Annotated in this window: 15 protein-coding genes; 6 read left to right on the top strand and 9 right to left on the bottom strand. The window is 69.8% G+C overall.

What is annotated here, in order from left to right; all coding sequences use genetic code 11:
* Nucleotide 1 precedes the first annotated feature (1 nt).
* Genes AC07NG_RS19500 through AC07NG_RS19490 form a run of 3 tightly spaced genes read left to right on the top strand, consistent with a single transcriptional unit; the run spans nucleotide 2 to nucleotide 3,166 of the window.
* Nucleotides 2-835, top strand: coding sequence for a hypothetical protein (locus AC07NG_RS19500; RefSeq protein WP_494595777.1), 834 nt, complete (start codon nucleotides 2-4; stop codon nucleotides 833-835).
* A complete protein-coding gene (locus AC07NG_RS19495) occupies nucleotides 760-2,685 on the top strand; it encodes an ABCB family ABC transporter ATP-binding protein/permease (protein WP_494595841.1) in 1,926 nt (641 codons plus the stop codon). Before AC07NG_RS19500 ends, AC07NG_RS19495 begins: the two co-directional genes overlap by 76 nt.
* 43 nt (nucleotides 2,686-2,728) lie before the next feature.
* Nucleotides 2,729-3,166, top strand: a complete 438-nt coding sequence (locus AC07NG_RS19490) for a VOC family protein (RefSeq protein WP_494595775.1) — start codon at nucleotides 2,729-2,731, stop codon at nucleotides 3,164-3,166.
* 41 nt (nucleotides 3,167-3,207) lie between these two features.
* Here the strand turns inward: AC07NG_RS19490 and AC07NG_RS19485 are convergent, their stop codons facing one another.
* The 8 genes from AC07NG_RS19485 to AC07NG_RS19450 all read right to left on the bottom strand — a co-directional run bounded on the left by AC07NG_RS19485 (nucleotide 3,208) and on the right by AC07NG_RS19450 (nucleotide 11,065).
* Nucleotides 3,208-3,597 carry a Ros/MucR family transcriptional regulator gene (locus AC07NG_RS19485; RefSeq protein ID WP_158285938.1) on the bottom strand — a complete coding sequence of 130 codons (390 nt, stop codon included), beginning with the start codon at nucleotides 3,595-3,597 and terminating at the stop codon, nucleotides 3,208-3,210.
* A gap of 75 nt (nucleotides 3,598-3,672) precedes the next feature.
* The gene (locus AC07NG_RS19480; RefSeq protein ID WP_492855361.1) at nucleotides 3,673-5,223 is read right to left on the bottom strand and encodes a SulP family inorganic anion transporter; all 1,551 of its coding nucleotides are present in this window, start codon (nucleotides 5,221-5,223) and stop codon (nucleotides 3,673-3,675) included.
* Nucleotides 5,220-5,915: a carbonic anhydrase gene (locus AC07NG_RS19475; protein ID WP_492855362.1), complete on the bottom strand. Its 696-nt coding sequence runs from the start codon at nucleotides 5,913-5,915 to the stop codon at nucleotides 5,220-5,222. Before AC07NG_RS19475 ends, AC07NG_RS19480 begins: the two co-directional genes overlap by 4 nt.
* A 982-nt stretch (nucleotides 5,916-6,897) precedes the next feature.
* Complete coding sequence (locus AC07NG_RS19470; RefSeq protein ID WP_494595773.1) at nucleotides 6,898-8,220, bottom strand: ATP-binding protein; 1,323 nt, start codon at nucleotides 8,218-8,220, stop codon at nucleotides 6,898-6,900.
* Nucleotides 8,217-8,966 carry a response regulator gene (locus tag AC07NG_RS19465; protein ID WP_487289305.1) on the bottom strand — a complete coding sequence of 250 codons (750 nt, stop codon included), beginning with the start codon at nucleotides 8,964-8,966 and terminating at the stop codon, nucleotides 8,217-8,219. The genes AC07NG_RS19470 and AC07NG_RS19465 overlap by 4 nt, the downstream gene beginning before the upstream one ends.
* Nucleotides 8,967-9,176: 210 nt before the next feature.
* Entirely contained in the window at nucleotides 9,177-9,482 is a 306-nt protein-coding gene (locus AC07NG_RS19460; protein WP_494595772.1) for a hypothetical protein, read from the bottom strand.
* A gap of 27 nt (nucleotides 9,483-9,509) precedes the next feature.
* Nucleotides 9,510-10,163, bottom strand: coding sequence for a hypothetical protein (locus AC07NG_RS19455; protein ID WP_494595771.1), 654 nt, complete (start codon nucleotides 10,161-10,163; stop codon nucleotides 9,510-9,512).
* 140 nt (nucleotides 10,164-10,303) lie between these two features.
* The gene (locus tag AC07NG_RS19450) at nucleotides 10,304-11,065 is read right to left on the bottom strand and encodes a helix-turn-helix transcriptional regulator (RefSeq protein ID WP_494595770.1); all 762 of its coding nucleotides are present in this window, start codon (nucleotides 11,063-11,065) and stop codon (nucleotides 10,304-10,306) included.
* A gap of 92 nt (nucleotides 11,066-11,157) precedes the next feature.
* Here AC07NG_RS19450 and AC07NG_RS19445 point away from each other — a divergent pair, with 92 nt between their 5' ends.
* The 3 genes from AC07NG_RS19445 to AC07NG_RS19435 all read left to right on the top strand — a co-directional run bounded on the left by AC07NG_RS19445 (nucleotide 11,158) and on the right by AC07NG_RS19435 (nucleotide 16,639).
* Nucleotides 11,158-12,330 carry an acyl-CoA dehydrogenase family protein gene (locus AC07NG_RS19445; RefSeq protein WP_494595769.1) on the top strand — a complete coding sequence of 391 codons (1,173 nt, stop codon included), beginning with the start codon at nucleotides 11,158-11,160 and terminating at the stop codon, nucleotides 12,328-12,330.
* 96 nt (nucleotides 12,331-12,426) lie between these two features.
* Complete coding sequence (locus AC07NG_RS19440) at nucleotides 12,427-14,865, top strand: TonB-dependent receptor (protein WP_494595767.1); 2,439 nt, start codon at nucleotides 12,427-12,429, stop codon at nucleotides 14,863-14,865.
* Between the two features lie 145 nt (nucleotides 14,866-15,010).
* Nucleotides 15,011-16,639, top strand: a complete 1,629-nt coding sequence (locus AC07NG_RS19435) for an ABC-F family ATP-binding cassette domain-containing protein (protein ID WP_494595765.1) — start codon at nucleotides 15,011-15,013, stop codon at nucleotides 16,637-16,639.
* Between the two features lie 73 nt (nucleotides 16,640-16,712).
* On the opposite strand, the gene AC07NG_RS19430 is transcribed toward AC07NG_RS19435, so the two are convergent.
* Nucleotides 16,713-17,336: a TetR/AcrR family transcriptional regulator gene (locus AC07NG_RS19430; protein WP_110121411.1), complete on the bottom strand. Its 624-nt coding sequence runs from the start codon at nucleotides 17,334-17,336 to the stop codon at nucleotides 16,713-16,715.
* Between the last annotated feature and the right edge of the window lie 50 nt (nucleotides 17,337-17,386).

The following is a 17,386-nucleotide window of genomic DNA, read 5'->3' as shown; positions in this document are numbered from 1 at the left end:
CATGATCGGGATTCGCAAGGCCGCTTTCAAGCCGTGGCCCCTGGCGTTCGCAGCGTCCATGGCGCTCGTCGCGACCCTGGCGGGCTGCGACGACGCGGGGCGGCGCAACTGGGGCCGGGAAACGCCGGCCGCCCAGCCGGCCCGCGACCCGGAAGCGGCCTATCTCGCGCCGCCCAAGGTGGTGACCGCCGCGGTCGAGGCCGGCGGCGTGGCCGTGTCTGGATCCGCGGCTCCCGGGGCCTCCGTGCGCCTGGGCTCGCCCACCGGCCAGGCCGTCAGCACCGAGGCGGACGCGGGCGGTCTCTGGCGCGCGATCCTGCCCGGCGCGGCCGAACCCCGTCTCTTTGGCCTGTCGATGACCCGCGAGGGTCGCACCGTCCAGGCCGAAGGCTACCTCTTCGTCGCCCCGGAAGGCGCGGTCGCCCTGTTGCGGGCCGGCGGCGGCACCGAGCCGCTGTCGGGACCGTCCGATTCGCCGCGCATCCTGGCCATCGACTTCGACCGCGAGGGCGGGGCGGTGATTTCCGGCGTCGGCCGGCCCGGCGCCGGCTTCGGCGTCCGCGTCGACCGCGCCACCCAGGCGGAAGGCAAGGTCGACGCCCAGGGACGCTTCAGCCTGTCCCTCACCCAGCCGCTGGGCCCCGGTTCGCACACCGTGCAGGTGGCCGGCGAGGGCGGCGAGAACCTCGTCCGCCTGGACGTGTCGCCGCCCGGACGGCTGACCGGCGGCCCCCTGCATGCGGAGCGCTTCGAAAGCGGCTGGCGCGCCGACTGGATGACCCCCGGCGGCGGGATCCAGACCACCATGCTGTTCACGCCGGGAACCGGCTCGTGAGGGGCTTTTCTTCGGCCGGTCGTGATCAGGCCCGCACGACGCCGGAAGCCTCACGCCCGGTCTCCGGCTGGGAGGCGCTGGCGGAGCTGCTGCGCCTCGTCCTGCGCTCGAAGGCGCCGGGCCTGAGCTGGCGACTGACGGCGGCCCTGGTCCTGACCTTCGCCGGCAAGGCGCTGGGCGTGGCCGCACCGCTGCTGCTGGGCGCGGCGGTCAACCGGCTGACGGCCGGGCAGGGCGCGGCCACCCAGGTGACCTTGTCGTTCGGCGCCCTGGCGCTGGGCTGGGCCGGCGTGCGCTTCATCGCCGCCGCCGCGCCCCAGGCCCGCGACGCGGTGTTCACGCCCGTCGCCCAGGCGGCCCAGAACCGCGCGGCGACCGAGACCTTCGCCCACGCCCTGTCGCTGTCGATCGACTTCCACCAGACCAAGCGGACCGGCGCCCTGTCGCGGACCATCGACCGCGGCGCGCGGGCCATGGATTTCCTGATCCGGGGCCTCGTGTTCAACATCGCCCCGACCCTGGTCGAACTGGTGCTGGCCGCGGCCGTGCTGGCGCGGGCCTACGACTGGCGGTTCGCGGCGACGGCCATCGTCACCGTCGTGATCTACGGCGTCCTGACCTTCTCGATCTCCAACTGGCGGATCGGCCATCGCCGCGTGCTCAACGAAGCCGACGCAGAGGCGGCCAGCCGGGCCGTCGACGCCTTGCTGAACTACGAGACGGTCAAGACCTTCGGGGCCGAGGACCGGGCGGTCGCCGCCTATGAGCAGGCCTTGAAGACCTACGGCGCGGCTCAGATCAAGGCGACCAACTCGCTGTCGCTGCTGAACGTGGTCCAGTCGCTGGTCATGAGCCTGGGCCTGGCGGTCATGGCCGTGCTGGCCGGCTCGGAAGCCGCCGCCGGCCGCATCGGTCCGGGCGACATCACCGCCGTCGTGCTGATCCTCGTGAACCTGTATCAGCCGCTGAACTTCCTCGGCTTCGCCTATCGCGAGATCCGCCAGTCGTTCATCGACATGGAGTCGATGATGGACCTGCGCCGCCAGGGCGCCGACGTCGCCGACGCGCCGGACGCCATCGACCTGCCGCCGACCGGCGATCGTCGTGGCGGGGCGGTGGCCTTCGAGGGCGTCTCGTTCCGCCACGGCGCGCGATCGGACGGCCTCACCGACGTCGGCTTCGTCGCCAAGCCCGGCCAGACCGTCGCGATCGTCGGCCCGTCAGGCGCCGGCAAGACGACGCTGGTGCGCCTGGCCCTGCGGATGATCGATCCGCAGGCCGGCCGGGTGACGCTGGACGGCCATGACCTGAAGGCCCTGACCCAGGTCTCGCTGCGGCGGGCCGTGGCGCTGGTGCCGCAGGACGTCGCTCTGTTCAACGACACCATCGCCGCCAACATCGCCTTCGGGCGGCCTGAGGCGACCGAGGAAGAGGTCTGGGGCGCCGCACGGTCGGCGGAGCTGGGCGACTTCATCGGCAATCTGCCGGAAGGCATGGACACGAAGGTCGGCGAGCGGGGCCTGAAGCTGTCGGGCGGCGAGCGCCAGCGGGTGGGCATCGCCCGGGCGCTGCTGGCCGATCCGCGGGTGCTGATCCTCGACGAGGCCACCAGCGCGCTGGACAGCCGCACCGAGGCGGCGATCCAGGCGACGCTGCGCAAGGCCCGGGAAGGCCGCACGACCCTGGTCGTCGCCCACCGGCTGTCGACCATCGCCGACGCCGACGAGATCATCGTCCTGCGCCGGGGCAAGGTGGTCGAGCGCGGTCCGCACGCCGACCTGCTGGCGGCCGACGGCGAATACGCGGCCCTGTGGCGTCGCCAGACGCGCGGCAAGGTCGCGACGGCTTGATCGATCGGCTATATCGGCGCTTCGCAACACTTGGGAGGCTCCCTTGCGCTATCTGCACACCATGGTCCGCGTGAAGGATCTCGACGCCTCGCTGCGGTTCTACTGCGAGGGCCTGGGCCTCCAGGAGATGTACCGGATGGAGAACGAGAAGGGCCGGTTCACCCTGGTGTTTCTCGCCGCGCCCGAGGACATCGAGCTGGCTAAGGAGCGCAAGGCGCCGCTGGTCGAGCTGACCTTCAATTGGGACCCCGAAGACTATCAGGGCGGCCGCAACTTCGGTCACCTGGCCTACCGGGTCGACGACATCTACGAGACCTGCCAGCGCCTGGCCGACCTGGGCGTGGTCATCAACCGGCCGCCGCGCGACGGCCACATGGCCTTCGTCCGCTCGCCCGACGGCATCTCGGTGGAGCTGCTGCAGGACGGCAGCCTGCCGCCCGCCGAGCCCTGGGCGTCGATGCCTAACACCGGCGCCTGGTAGGCGCACAAAAGGCCCGCCGAACTCCGGCGGGCCTTATAATTTCAGCCCCGCGTGCCGAACCGCGCGGCGCGGGCGGCGGTGGAGCGCAGGTCCGAGAAGCTGGCGGCGACCAGCGGGTAGTCGTCGGGCAGTCCCCACTTGGCGCGGTATTCCTGCTCGGTCAGGCCCAGGCTGTTGAGGTGGCGCTTGAGCGAGCGGTAGCGGCGGCCGTTCTCGAAGCTGATGATCGCGTCGTCGCTGACGCTGGCGGCGATCTCGTCGGGACTGGGCCGTTCGACCGGCGCGGCCGGCGTCGAGAACACCGCCTCCAGCGCCGCATAGGTGCGGGCGGCGAGGTCGGGCAGGTCGTCGGTCGAGACGACGTTGTTGTTCAGATAGGCGCAAAGCACCTGGGCCGTCACGTCGGCGGCGCGTTCCTGGGCCTTGTTCATCGGTGGATCTCTAGGGTCTCGCATCGAAAAGAACCCCGGGGACGGCGGGCGGCCGTCCCCGGGGGCGGAGCAGGGTCAGTGGGCGCCGGCGGGACGCAGGCGGGCGCCGAACACGCAGGCGGGCGGCAGTTCGACCTTCGATCCCGTGCGCTCCTTGCTCTTGACCCACTCGCTGAGCACCTCGGTGGCGGTGTGGTCGAGCACGGTCAGGGCGCTGGTGTCGAGGCGGACGACGCCGCCGTCCGGCGCCGCGTCCAGGGCCTTGGTGATCTTCGGCAGCTGCACGAAGGTCGCCGCGCCCTCGAGGCGGATTTCCTGCTCCTGTTCGCCGACGTCGCGCTGGTCGATGCGCAGGCGCATCTTCTTCAGGTTCGGCAGCAGCTCGACGATGGTCAGGGCCAGGCCGACCAGAACGCCGGTGAGCAGGTCGGTGGCGACGACCATGATGAAGGTCGCGGCCCAGATCAGCGCCGGCAGCAGGCCGTAGCGGGCGAACAGGTGACGCACGTGGTCGAGGCTGACCAGCTTCCAGCCGGTGACCACCAGCACGCCGGCGAGGGCGGCGCTGGGCACCTGGCGCAGGACGAAAGGCAGCAGGGCCACGAAGGCCAGGATCCAGACGCCGTGCATGATCGCCGACAGGCGGGTGACCGCGCCGGCCTGGACGTTGGCCGAGCTGCGCACGATCACGCCGGTCATCGGCAGGGCGCCGACCGCGCCGCACATCATGTTGCCGACGCCCTGGGCGAACAGCTCCTTGTTGTACTTGGTGCGGGGACCATCGTGCATGCGGTCGACGGCGGCCGCCGACAGCAGGGTCTCGGCCGAGGCGATGAAGGCCACCGCCACGGCGGTCAGCACGATCATCGGATCCATCAGCTTGGCGAAGTCGCCAAGGCCGGGGATCGCGATGGCGGCCCCGATCGATTCCGGCACGGCGATCTTCTGAACGTCGAGGCCAAAACCCATGGCCACGAAGGTGCCGGCCAGCACGCCGAGCAGGGCGCCGGGGACGAGCTTCAGCTTGGCGGGACGGATCTTTTCCCACAGCAGGATCGAGCCGATGGTGACGACGCCGACCAGCAAAGCCGCTTCCGCGCCGCCGAAGGTCGAGGCCGACAGGCCGCCGAGGGCCGCCGGGATGGCCATCAGGTTGTCGAGCCCGTTGGCTTTCGGCTTGTCGCCGAACAGCACGTGCAGCTGGCCCGCGACGATCAGCACGCCGATGCCGGCCAGCATGCCGTGGACGACGGCCGGCGAGATGGCGCGGAACCATTGGCCAAGGCGCAGGGCGCCGGCGATCAGCTGGACGAGGCCGGCCAGCACGAGGATCGGCCCGAGGGTCGACAGGCCGTGCTTGGCGACGATCTCGAAGACGATGACGGCGAGGCCCGCGGCCGGGCCGCTGACCTGCAGGGGCGAGCCGGCCAGGGCGCCGACGATGATGCCGCCGATGATGCCGGTGATCAGGCCGCGCTCGGCCGGAACGCCGGAGGCGACGGCGATGCCCATGCAGAGGGGCATCGCCACCAGGAAGACGACGATCGAGGCGGTCAGGTCACGCGACAGGAACGCCGTCAGACCGGGCTTGCCACCGTTGGGGGAGGAAACGGCGGGGCGGGTCATTCGGCGGCGATGCCCAGGTGGTCGGCGGCGACCATGCGACGGCTCGGGCGCTGGGCGACGGGGAGGGGCGCGCCTTCGTAGACCTGTTCGAACTGGCCGGTGTCGCCGTTGTAGGCCTGGATCTGGCCGGTCTCGATCTCGAAGAACCAGCCGTGCAGGGTCAGCTCGCCCTTGGCCAGGCCCGAGGCGACCGAGGGGTGGGTGCGCAGGTGGTTGATCTGGACGACGACGTTCTCGAGCGACAGGGCGCGGGTGCGCTCATGGTCGCCCAGGCCGTGATAGGCGTTGCAGACCACGCTGTGGGCGGCGTGGGCGTGGCGCAGCCAGGCGGCGACGTTGGGCATCTTCTCCAGGGCTTCCGGATGCGAGAAGGCCTTCATGGCCCCGCAGTCGGAGTGGCCGCAGACGACGATGTCGCGCACGCCCAGCGCCACGACGGCGTATTCTACGGCCGAGGAGACCCCGCCGTTGGCCTGGGAGAACGGTGGCACGATGTTGCCGGCGTTGCGGCAGACGAAGAGATCGCCGGGCGCGGCCTGGGTGATCAGCTCGGGCACGACGCGGCTGTCGGCGCAGGAGATCATCAGGGCCTTGGGGCTCTGGCCGTGGCTGGCCAGGCGCTCGTAGAGGGCGCTCTGGGCGGGAAAGACCTGGCCGCGGAAGAGGGCGGCGCGTTCGAGAAACTGTTCCAAGGGAACCTCCGTGCGATGGCCGCGACGTCCGGGGAAAGGGGGAAACGGACGTCGCGGCGCGGCGCGGCTGGACCGCCACGCTAGGGAGGAAGTTGGGGGGCGGCCTTTGCTGCGATGCAGCGGGTTTGTGTCAAAGGGTGTCTGACCGCCTGCGAAGACCCCCTCCGGCCCTCCGGGCCACCTCCCCCAGAGGGGGAGGATCTACGCCGCAGATGCTCCCCCTCTGGGGGAGCTGTCGCGGAGCGACTGAGGGGGTTTTGAGCACGGCTTTTCGGCCTCCCGTGGCGATCCACGAAAGTTGGCGGGGAGGCGCGGAGCGGCCGGGCGGAGCCCGGAGACCGTGATGTGTTTTAGCGTTTCGGCTTCGTCTGACCGCTCCGCCGCATCGTAGGCTCGAAGGACCGGGGGCGCGGGTGCTTTTTCAACCCTGGACCCGGTTGTCCCTCGGACGGGCAGGATCAATAGCTCCGCGGTGATCCGGCGGCGCCTCGGCTGATCCTGTTAGGTCGGTTTGAAACGATCCCGACCCTGTCGACCCGCTTGTCTCGTCACGGAACGGCTGGCGGCCCAATCACGCCTTCTGAGCGATCCTGCAAACCCGCCCTTCCCATGACGCAACAAGCGGCCCCGCTCGATGCGATCCACAGCCGCTAACTCGGGCCGGTACCAAGAGCCCTCCCCATGGCTGGGATGGCTTTGAGTATGGGGCGGGTTGAGCAGGTGAGGATAAGTCGGGGTGATAAAGTTGCAGGACGTTGAGTTGGTTGGACTCTTTTCCGAATACGCCGTGTGAGCAGTGTGCGTAGAGCCCAATCCTTCTCCCCTTGCGGGAGAAGGTGGCGGCCGAAGGCCGTCGGATGAGGGGTCTCTCAGACATCCGACATCGCGCCCGGCCTGGCCGCTGCACGCGGCGTTGAGATCTGAGAGACCCCTCACCCGACCTCGCTCCGCGAGGCCACCCTCTCCCGCAAGGGGAGAGGGATCAGAGGGCCGGCAGCCGCACCTCGGCCCGCAACCCGCCCTCGGGGCGGTTCTTCAGCACCAGTTCGCCGCCTTCGCGCTTGAGGATCTGCTGGACGATGGTCAGGCCAAGGCCCAGGCCCGCCGTGTTGCGGGCGCGGGCGCTGTCGAGGCGGTGGAAGGGCTCCAGGACGTGGGCCAGTTCTTCCTCGGGGATGCCGGGGCCGCTGTCCTCGACCGCCAGGATCACCAGCCGGCCGTCGCGGACCAGGCTCAGGCGGGCCTCGCCGCCGTAGTGCAGGGCGTTCTCGACCAGGTTGCTGATCGCCCGCTTCAAGGACAGCGGTCGGGCGTGGACCGGCAGGTGTTCGGGACCGTCATAGCTGGCCTCGCGCTCGGAGTCGGTGGCGTCGTCGACCAGGGTCATGGCGATGGCGGCGATGTCGGTGCGGCGCGGCGGCTCGGGATCCTCCTGGCCGCCGAGATAGGCCAGCAGCGAGTCGAGCATGGCCGTCATCTCGGCGACGTCGGCTTCCAGGGCCTCGCGGGCGGCGGCGTCCTGGACGAAGCCGGCGCGCAGGCTGAGGCGGGCCAGGGGCGTGCGCAGATCGTGGCCGACGGCGGCCAGGGCCTCGGTGCGGGTCTGCAGCAGGCCGGCGATGCGGTCCTGCATGGCGTTGAAGGCCTTGGCGACGAGCTTCAGGTCGCCGGCCCCGGTCTCGGCGACGCGCATGCGCTCGCCCTGGCCGACCTTGTCGGCGGCCTCGGCCAGCGCTCGAAGCGGCCGGCTGAGGTTGCGCAGGACCAGGGCGGCGGCGGCGATGACGCCGAGACCCAGGATGAAGGCCGAGCCGAAGCTGCTGAGCACCACGGCCCAGGGGGCGGCGCGGATCTTGGTCTTCATCCACACCCACGAGCCGTCGCGCATCTTCAGCGCCACCTTCAGGTGGGTGTCGCGGGGCAGGGCGTGGTCGGTTTCGGTGTTCATCCGCAGCTCGCGCCGAACGAGGCTGGGCTCGGCGTCGCGGAACTGGTCCTTCAGCTTGCGTTCGGCGGCGCGCTCGCGATCGACCAGGCTCGGCAGGGCGGTCCAGCCGATCTCGTTGGGGCGGGCCGACAGGCCGGCGGCGCGAGCGGCGCGCTCGTGCTCGGGACGGGTCTCGAGGATGGCCTCGGCGGTGACCAGCTGCTCGGCGGCGCGCCGGACCTGGTTGTCGCGATTGGGATAGAGGCGGCTGTTCTCGAACAGGATCGAGCTGCCGACGAATTCCAGGGCCACGGCCAGCATCAGGACCAGGGTGACCTGGCCGACCAGACGCTGCGGCCACAGCCGCAAGGGCTTCATCGACGCTCCACCGCCGCGGTGAAGATATAGCCGACGCCGCGCACGGTGCGCAGCAGGGCCTCGGCCTGGCCGCTGACCGCCAGCTTGCGGCGCAGCCGGCTGACCAGCACGTCGATGCTGCGGTCCGAGGCGTCGGAGATACGGGCGCGCGACATCTCCAGGAGGCGTTCGCGGCCGATCACCCGCTGGGGCGACGACAGGAAGGCCAGCAGCAGGTCGAACTCGGCCCCCGACAGGTCGACGAAGGCGCCGTCGGGCGACAGCAGCTCGCGGCGGCCCGGATCGAGCTGCCAGCCGGCGAACACCATCTGCTGGTGGCCGCGCGGCTGGCTGGACTGGGTGTTGCCCTGGGCGCGGCGCAGGATGGCCCGGATGCGGGCGATCAGCTCCTTCTGGCTGAAGGGCTTGCCGATATAGTCGTCGGCGCCGAGCTCCAGGCCGATCAGGCGGTCGGTCTCGTCGTCGCGGGCGCTGAGCATGACGATCGGCACGTCGCTTTCGCGGCGCACGCTGCGGCACAGGTCAAAGCCGTTGCTGCCGGGCAGCATGACGTCGAGCAGGATGATGTCGACGCTGTTGGTCTCCAGCACCCGGGCCATCTCGGCCCCGTGGGCGGCGCTGAGCGGCTGGAAGCCCTCCTCGCGCAGCAGGCGCATCAGGAGGGTGCGCAGGGCCGGATCGTCCTCGACGATCAGGACGACCGGCGCGACGGGGGCGGCAGCGATCTCGCGCTGCAGGGCGATCATTCCGTGGCCTGAGGATTCCATGCGTCCGGGCTATCTAGGAACGACGGCGCCGTGAACAAGGCCGAAAGGGGCGTTTCTTCGCCGGTTTCCACCAGGGGTCGGTCGACCTTCGTCGCTCGCTGAAAAGTAAGGCGCCCTCGCGCGCACTTCGGGGGAAGAGGAACTCGCGCGAGGGCAGGCCGCCGGGGCGGCCGTCTTTTGCGCTCGGCTTTAAGCCGCGCGGCAGGCTTCGGAAACGGCGGCCCGCACCGCGCCTTCGTGGGCGGCGGCGTCGGCGGCGCTGTTGAACACCACATGGACCAGGCCCTCTTGCGGCTTGGCCTTGGACACACCCTGGCGGCTGGCGACAGCGGTGGCGGCCGACTGGGCGCAGGGGGTCTGGATCTTCACCGTGCGCTTGGCGAGGTTCTGCTTGGCGACGGCTTCGGTGTGGGTGAGGCCGTGGCCGGCGGGACCGGCGACGGCGGGCGAGGCGGCCAGGCACGCGGCCAGGCCGAGGAACGCAACGACTTTCATGGACTTAAGAAGCTCCGGATACTGAACTCAGCCGCCAGCGGCGGTGTCGGCTTTCGCCTGAAGGGCGGGCAGGGTGGCGCGGTAGCCGTCGACGGCCTTCAGCAGGCCGGCGATCTCGGCCGGGGTGATGGCCGTGCGGTGCTCGTAGCCCTTGTCGGACTTGAACTTGAAACCCCAGGCCGACGGCGCGGCGGCCAGCTTGCGCAGCTCGGTCTCGCTGACGGTGAAGGCCAGTTCCTCGCGGCAGAGCTCGGGCGCCTCGAACAGGAAGCACTGGCCGGCGTTGTCGCGGATCTTGGTCACCGGAGCCTGCACCGGGAAGGCGCTGGTCTGGTAGGCCACGGCCCCTTCGCCGTAGCCGCGCATCGAGCCCTGGTAGGTCAGGGTCTGGCGCACCTCGAAGCGGGTCGAGCCCGTGCGCTTGTCGACGACGGCGCGCAGGTGGTTGTCGTTGGCGGGCGAGCGGAACACGCCCTTGCCGGTCTGGAAGCCGCGCTCGGTGCTGACGACGGTCTCGATGTCGAGCGGATCATCCAGCACCTGGGCCTTGGCGTGGAAGTGCTCGACGCCGAGCGCCGTCTGCTTGGCGGGCAGTTTCACCGTTTCCGCGGCTGCGGCGCCGGCGATCGCGAAGCCGCTGATCACGGTCAGGGCCAGCAGGCGATGACGGGTCTTGTTCATGGTCTTCTCCCGAACGGCGCCGACCGATCCCTCGTTCGACAGGCGCCTCTGAACGTGTGTCAGAGTGGAGAGAGCGCCTTGCGGCTTTGCATCGCGTTCGTGACAAAACGTGTCGGAGCAGGCGTTTCCGCGCGACGGCGTTATGCGGCCGAGCCCAGGTAGCCCAGGCCCGTGGCGCGGTGGATGGCCTGGGCGCGGCCGGCGACGCGCAGCTTCAGGGCCGCGTTCTGGACATGGAAGCGGACGGTGGGTCCGGAGATGCCGATGATCTGGCCGATGTCGGCGTCGGTCTTGCCGGCCGCGGCCCACTTCAGGCACTGGATCTCGCGCTTGGTCAGCCGGGCCAGGGGCGCGTCGTCGCCGACGCCGTCGCGATAGGCCGACACCAGGCGCAGGGCCGCGCCGTGCAACTGGTCGGCGCGGGCCTCGTAGAGCGCCGGCAGGTCGGGAACGGGCTTGGCCGAGGCCCAGACCACGGCCCCGATCACCCCGCCGGTCAGGTAGGCGGGCGCGATGATGGCGGCGGCGACGCCGAAGTCCTCGGCCGCCTCGCGCACGGCGATGGCTTCGAGCCGGGGCAGGGGCCGCCAGCTGGAAAAGCGGCCCTCGTGGTAGAAGAACGGGTCGGCGGCGTAGCGGGCGGCCAGGATGAACGGGGCCCGCAGGGCGAACGAGCGGTCGCGCCAGTAGCGCAGGCCCGCGTCCAGCCACTCGAAGGTGGTCTCGGCCAGGGGCAGGCCGTCCGGGCCGAGCATCGGCTCGGGGCTCGAGATGTCGGCGCTGGCGGCGATGTAGGGCAGGCCGATCTCGGCCCCGAGGTCGCGGACGCGCACCGCCAGGTCCAGGACCCGCGCCAGGCGTTCGTCGCTTCCCCCCAAGGACTGGGCCGTGGTCGCCGTCATGCGGGCGCTCTTTCCCTATCGGTTCCGATAGCTTGCGCACCCGGGCCAGGCTTTCGCAAGTTTCCCCGAGGGCGTGATAGCGGAGCGTGGGCGTGGATCTGGAACTGTCGGCCGAGGACCTGGCCTTCCGCGACGCGGTGCGCGCCTTCATCGACGCCAACTTGACGCCGCAGCTGCGCGAGGCCGGACGGCGGATGACAAGCGTGTTCTGCGACAAGGCCCACAGCCTGGCCTGGCAACGGATCCTGGCCGCCCAGGGCTGGGCCGCGCCGACCTGGCCGGTCGAGTACGGCGGGCCGGGCTGGAGCGAGATCCAGCGCCACGTGTTCTTCGCCGAATGCGCCCGGGCCGGGGCGCCGGGGCTGGCGCCGATGGGCCTGAGGATGGTGGCGCCGGCGATCATGCGGTTCGGCGGCCCCGAGCAGAAGGCCCGCTACCTGCCGCGGATCCTGTCGGGCGAGGACTACTGGTGCCAGGGCTATTCGGAGCCGGGGGCGGGGTCGGACCTGGCCTCGCTGCAGATGAAGGCGGTCGCCGACGGCGACGACTACGTGCTGAACGGTTCGAAGATCTGGACCACCCACGCCCACTGGGCCACGCACATGTTCTGCCTGGTGCGCACCTCGACGGAGGGCAAGCCGCAGGCGGGCATCACCTTCCTGCTGGTCGAGATGGACCGGCCGGGGATCCGCGTCGATCCGATCATCACCATGGCCGGCGAGCACGAGGTCAACCAGGTGTTCTTCGACGACGTCCGCACGCCCAGGGCCGACCGGCTGGGCGAGGAGAACCAGGGCTGGACGGTGGCCAAGCATCTGCTGGAGTTCGAGCGGGGCGGTGGCTATGCGGCCGGGCTGGAGGCGGGGCTGGAGCGCCTGCGGGGGCAGGTCGAGCCCGAGGATCCCGATCATCGGCGACGGCTGGCGGAAGCAGAGATCGCGGCGCTGGCGATCGACGTCACCGAGCGGCGGGTGCTGAGCGCCTTCGCCAGCGGGGCCAATCCCGGGCCGGCTTCGTCGATCCTCAAGGCGCAGGGGTCAGAGGCCTTGCAGCGGCAGGACGAACTGGCGCTGGACGCCCTGGGCGGCTACGCGGCCGTGCATCAGCCGAAGGCGCGCGAGGCGGGCTCGAACGAGGTCTTCGTCGGCCCCGAGAGCGGCCTGACGACCACGGCCCGCTATCTCAACAACCGCGCCGCCTCGATCTATGGCGGCTCCAACGAGATCCAGCGCGACATCATCGCCCGGCTGGTGCTGGGCCTCTGACCCTATCAGTTCCGATAGCTTGTTAGAGTCCCCCGGCCACCGCACGCTCCGATAGAGCCAGCGTCCAATGAAGGCGCGGCCGGAGGGAGGTTTCGCATGCGAGGACTTCGTGTCGCGCTGACGCTAGGGGTGTCCGCGGTGGCTCTGACGATGGCGGCGCCGGTCTGGGCGCAAGGGGCCAAGCCCGCCCAGGACGATAAGGACAGTTTCGCCATCGAGACCGTCGTGGTCACGGCCCAGCGCCGCGAGGAGGCGGCCAACGACATCGGCATGCCGATCCAGGCCTTCAGCGGCGACGCCCTGAAGCAGCTGCGGGTGACCGACCCCAAGGACCTGTCGACCGTCGCGCCCAGCTTCACGGTCAGCCAGAGCTACCAGGGCGTGCCGACCTATACGCTGCGCGGCATCGGCTTCAACACCATCAACCTGTCGGCCACCTCGACCGTCGGCACGTATGTCGACGAGGTCGCCTACGCCTATCCGTTCATGAACACCGGGCCAATGTTCGACCTGGAGCGGGTCGAGGTGCTGAAGGGCCCGCAGGGAACGCTCTACGGCCGCAACACCACGGCGGGCCTGGTCGACTTCGTGACCAACAAGCCGACCGACCAGTTCGAGGCTGGGCTGACGGCCGAGGCCGGCAACTACGAGACCCGCAATCTCGAGGGCTATTTCAGCGGCCCCTTAAGCGACAAGGTGCAGGCGCGTGTCGCCTTCCGCGCCGAGCACAGCGGTGAGGGCTGGCAGAAGAGCAATTCGCGCGACGAGCGGCTGGGCGAGGTGCATCGCCAGGGCTGGCGGCTGTCGCTGGCGGCCCAGCCCAGCGAGAAGGTGGATCTCGATTTCTCCTACGCCGGCTGGCGCAACCGCTCCGACACCGTGGCCGCCCAGGCGGTCGGCTTCACCCCGGCCACGGCCGCCAGCCCGTTCAACGCGGCGGGCCTGGCAGCCTACGTCGCCAACAACAAGCCGACCAAGTCGACGCAGGCCGACTGGGCGCCGCTGTCGGTGCGTGGAACCGACGTGGGCACGGGCCTGGGCATCAGCGATCCGGCCGAAGAGGACGACCGCTTCGACGCCGCCAAGCTGCGCTTTTCCTGGCACATCTCCGACGACGTCAGCCTGATCTCACTGACCAGCTACAACAAGCTCAAGCGCGACGCGGTGTTCGACTGGAGCGGCGCGCCCTACGAGATCCTGGTCCAGAAGGCGCACGGCGACATCGAGTCCACGGCCGAGGAGCTGCGGCTGGAAGGCCGCACGGAGAAGGGCTCGTGGCTGGTCGGCGTCTATGTGGCGCATGACAAGATCCTCGACATGAACCGCACGATCCTGGGCCAGAACGCCAATGTCGGCCTGATCCGCTTCTATGGCGCGACCCTGCTGGCGACGCCGTTCAACAGCGGCGCGTACACGGCGCTGCAGATGAGCCAGGCGTTCCGCACCTACGAGGACGTCGGCAATATCGAGACCGACACGGCCAGCCTCTTCGCCAATGCCGACCGGCAGCTGACCGACAAGCTGAAGCTGACCGTCGGCCTGCGCTACAGCCAGGACAAGCAGGACTATGTGGGCTGTTCGCGCGACTTCAACGGCAACATGCTGCCCAACGTCAATGTCGTGAACCGGGCGCTGTTCTTCGGGGTCTACGGCCTGGTGGCGCCGATCACGCAAGGCTCGTGCAACACCTTCGATCCGGCGACGGCCAGCTTCGGCTTCGTGAAATCGACGCTGGACGAGGACAACTTCGCCTGGCGCGTGGCGCTGGACTGGCAGGCCTCGGACGACGTGCTGGTGTTCGGCTCGATCTCGCGCGGGGCCAAGGCCGGGGCGACGCCCATCAACGCCGCCAACATCTCGACCCAGAACGCCCCGGCGCGGCAGGAACTGCTGACCGCCTACGAGCTGGGCGTGAAGGCCGCGCTGTTCGACCGCCGGGTGCAGGCCAATCTGGGCGTCTTCTACTACGACTACACCGACAAGCAGCTCAGCGTGTATTTCGCCGACCCGATCTATACGGCCCTGTCGCGCCTGGCCAACGTGCCGGAAGGCGAGGCCAGGGGCCTGGACGGCGACATCACCTGGCGCGCCACGCGGTCTTTGACTTTCCTCGCCTCGGCGACCTGGCTGCACACCGAAGTGAAGGGCTACACCGGCATCAACGCCGCCGGTCAGGCCCAGACCTTCGATGGGCGGCCCTTTCTATACAGCCCGAAGCTCCAGGGCGGCCTGACGGCCCTGTTCGACCACGACCTCAGCAATGGCCTGAAGCTGCAGGCGGCGCTGAACGGCCGCTGGCAGGACAAGTCGAGCGCCGACCTGGAGGGCAATCCGCTGTTCGCCATCGACAGCTATGGCCTGTTGAACGCGAGCCTGGGCCTCTCCTCGCCGGAAGCCGGCTGGGAGGTCTCGCTATGGGGCCGCAACCTGACCGACGAGTACTACTGGACCGCCGTCAGCAGCAACGCCAACACCGTGGTCCGCTTCCCCGGCAAGGCCCGGACCTGGGGCGCGGCGCTGAGCTGGAAGTTCTAGAAGGGTCAGGGGCGGCGCGGAGCCGATCCGCGTCGCCGCCTCGCCGTCGCCCAGCGGCCAGCGGCCAGCGGCCGATCATCGCGCCTGGAATTGATATGGCTCTGGGGCTGGCGTTCTCGCCCGACCCAAGCTAGCAGACCGCCCCATGATCCGCCTCGACAACATATCCAAGCAGAACGGCCACCAGATCCTGTTCATCGAAGCCTCGATGGGCATCCAGAAGGGTGAAAAGGCCGGCCTCGTCGGCCCCAACGGCGCCGGCAAGACGACGCTGTTCCGCATGATCACCGGTCAGGAGCAGCCCGACGATGGGCTGGTCGCGATCGATCCCGGCATGCGGATCGGCTATTTCAGCCAGGATGTCGGCGAGATGTCGGGCCAGAGCGCGGTCGCCGCGGTGATGGACGGCGTCGGTCCCGTCAGCGCGCTGGCCGCCGAAATGGCCGCGCTCGAGGCGTCCATGGTCGATCCGGACCAGGCCGACCAGCTGGACGCCGTCATGGAGCGCTATGGCGAGGTGCTGGAGCGCTTCCAGGAGCTCGACGGCTATGCGCTGGAGGCGCGGGCGCGCGAGGTGCTGGCCGGCCTGAGCTTCAGCCAGGAACGCATGGACGGCGACGTCGGCATGCTGTCCGGCGGCTGGAAGATGCGCGTGGCGCTGGCCCGCATCCTGCTGATGCGGCCCGACGGCATGCTGCTGGACGAACCCTCCAACCACCTGGACCTGGAAAGCCTGATCTGGCTCGAAGCGTTCCTCAAGAACTACGACGGCGCGCTGCTGATGACTTCGCACGACCGCGCCTTCATGAACCGCATCATCGGCAAGGTGGTCGAGATCGACGGCGGCCAACTGATCACCTATTCGGGCGATCTGGACTTCTACGACCAGCAGCGCGCGCTGGGCGAGGCGCAGCGCCAGGCGCAGTACGAGCGCCAGCAGGCCATGCTGGCCAAGGAAATCAAGTTCATCGAGAAGTTCAAGGCGCGCGCCTCGCACGCCGCCCAGGTGCAGAGCCGGGTCAAGAAGCTCGACAAGATCGAACGCGTCGAGGCCCCGCGCCGTCGCCAGGCGGTGCAGTTCGAGTTCCAGAGCCCGCCGCGCTCGGGCGAGGACGTGATCAGCCTGCGCAACGTCCACAAGGGCTATGGCGACAAGCCGATCTACGAGTCCCTGGATTTCCTGGTGCGCCGCAAGGAGCGCTGGTGCGTGCTGGGCGCCAACGGGACCGGCAAGTCGACGCTGCTGAAGCTGGTGGCCGGCGACGCCAAGCCCGACCAGGGCGCGGTCAACATCGGCGCCAGCGTCAAGATGGGCTATTTCGCCCAGCACTCGATGGACCTGCTGGACGGCGAAGAGACGATCTTCGAGTCCCTGGAACGCTCGTTCCCGCAGGCCGGGCAGGGCGCCTTGCGCACCCTGGCGGGGTGCTTCGGCTTCTCGGGCGACGACGTCGAAAAGCCCTGCCGCGTGTTGTCGGGCGGCGAGAAGGCGCGTCTGGTCATGGCCAAGATGCTGTTCGATCCGCCGAACCTGCTGGTGCTCGACGAGCCGACCAACCACTTGGACATGGCGACCAAGGAAATGCTGGTCGCAGCCCTCGCCGACTTCGAGGGCACCATGCTGTTCGTCTCGCACGACCGCCACTTCCTGGCGGCCCTGAGCAACCGCGTGCTGGAACTGACGCCCGAGGGCGTTCACCAGTACGGCGGCGGCTATACGGAATATGTCACCCGCACGGGCCAGGAAGCGCCGGGCCTGCACCCGGGCGGGTAAGAACCGCCTGACCGTTTAGCGCGTGGCGAGGGCGCGACGGGACCCTCGCCGAACCGGCGTCAGTTTCCCGTCGTCAGCTTCCCGTCGGGGGCTTGGTGATCAGGAAGCGCGGCAGCAGGCTGGCCACGACGCGGCGGGCCGCGTCGTCGGGCTGGTCGAGCATGTCGCGCAGGGGCGGGCCGATCAGGGCCTCGCCGAAGGCGCTGAGCGCGATGAACAGCACCGCCGCCCCCATGCCCTGACGGGCCTGGGCGTCCTGAACGCCCATCTTGTCGCTGATCGCATCGACCAGGTTCTGCACGGCGGCCCGCACGGGCTCCAGGTGCGAGAGGTCGCCGGACAGCGCTATCCAGGCGGCCAGACGGCCGGCGCCGCCGGTCGAAAAGGCGTCGAACACTGCATTGACCAGCTCCAGCGGCGCGCCCTCGTCGGTGCGCAGGCGGGCGACCGCCTCGTCGAGGGCCTGGGTCAGGTCGGCGACCATCGAGGCCATCAGCGCCGACTGCAATCCGGCCGCCGATCCGAAGTGATGGATCAGGTTGGCGTGGGTCACGCCGATCTCGCCGGCGACCGCCGACAGCGTCACCGCGTCGGGCCCGCCCGACAGCAGCAGGGCGCGCGCCGAGGTCAGCGCTTCGCGGCGCGCCTCCTCGGGCAGGCGTCGACGACGACGCGTGGCGGTCTTTTCAATTGACATCGATGTAAATGACATTCATGTAGATAAGACGAAATTCTTAAGCCCGGACA

It is taken from the genome of Caulobacter sp. GW821-FHT10C03 (assembly GCF_059415485.1).
Note: the sequence above shows the minus strand (reverse complement) of the source record. Positions and strands in the feature narration are given on the sequence as shown.

Excerpts from the sequence above, each read along its gene's own strand:
- AC07NG_RS19500 (WP_494595777.1), top strand. The coding sequence starts at position 2 with ATGATCGGGATTCGCAAGGCCGCTTTCAAGCCGTGGCCCCTGGCGTTC.
- AC07NG_RS19485 (WP_158285938.1), bottom strand. The coding sequence starts at position 3,597 with ATGAACAAGGCCCAGGAACGCGCCGCCGACGTGACGGCCCAGGTGCTT.
- AC07NG_RS19480 (WP_492855361.1), bottom strand. The coding sequence starts at position 5,223 with ATGACCCGCCCCGCCGTTTCCTCCCCCAACGGTGGCAAGCCCGGTCTG.
- AC07NG_RS19470 (WP_494595773.1), bottom strand. The coding sequence starts at position 8,220 with ATGAAGCCCTTGCGGCTGTGGCCGCAGCGTCTGGTCGGCCAGGTCACC.
- AC07NG_RS19465 (WP_487289305.1), bottom strand. The coding sequence starts at position 8,966 with ATGATCGCCCTGCAGCGCGAGATCGCTGCCGCCCCCGTCGCGCCGGTC.
- AC07NG_RS19460 (WP_494595772.1), bottom strand. The coding sequence starts at position 9,482 with ATGAAAGTCGTTGCGTTCCTCGGCCTGGCCGCGTGCCTGGCCGCCTCG.
- AC07NG_RS19455 (WP_494595771.1), bottom strand. The coding sequence starts at position 10,163 with ATGAACAAGACCCGTCATCGCCTGCTGGCCCTGACCGTGATCAGCGGC.
- AC07NG_RS19450 (WP_494595770.1), bottom strand. The coding sequence starts at position 11,065 with ATGACGGCGACCACGGCCCAGTCCTTGGGGGGAAGCGACGAACGCCTG.
- AC07NG_RS19440 (WP_494595767.1), top strand. The coding sequence starts at position 12,427 with ATGCGAGGACTTCGTGTCGCGCTGACGCTAGGGGTGTCCGCGGTGGCT.
- AC07NG_RS19435 (WP_494595765.1), top strand. The coding sequence starts at position 15,011 with ATGATCCGCCTCGACAACATATCCAAGCAGAACGGCCACCAGATCCTG.
- AC07NG_RS19430 (WP_110121411.1), bottom strand. The coding sequence starts at position 17,336 with ATGTCAATTGAAAAGACCGCCACGCGTCGTCGTCGACGCCTGCCCGAG.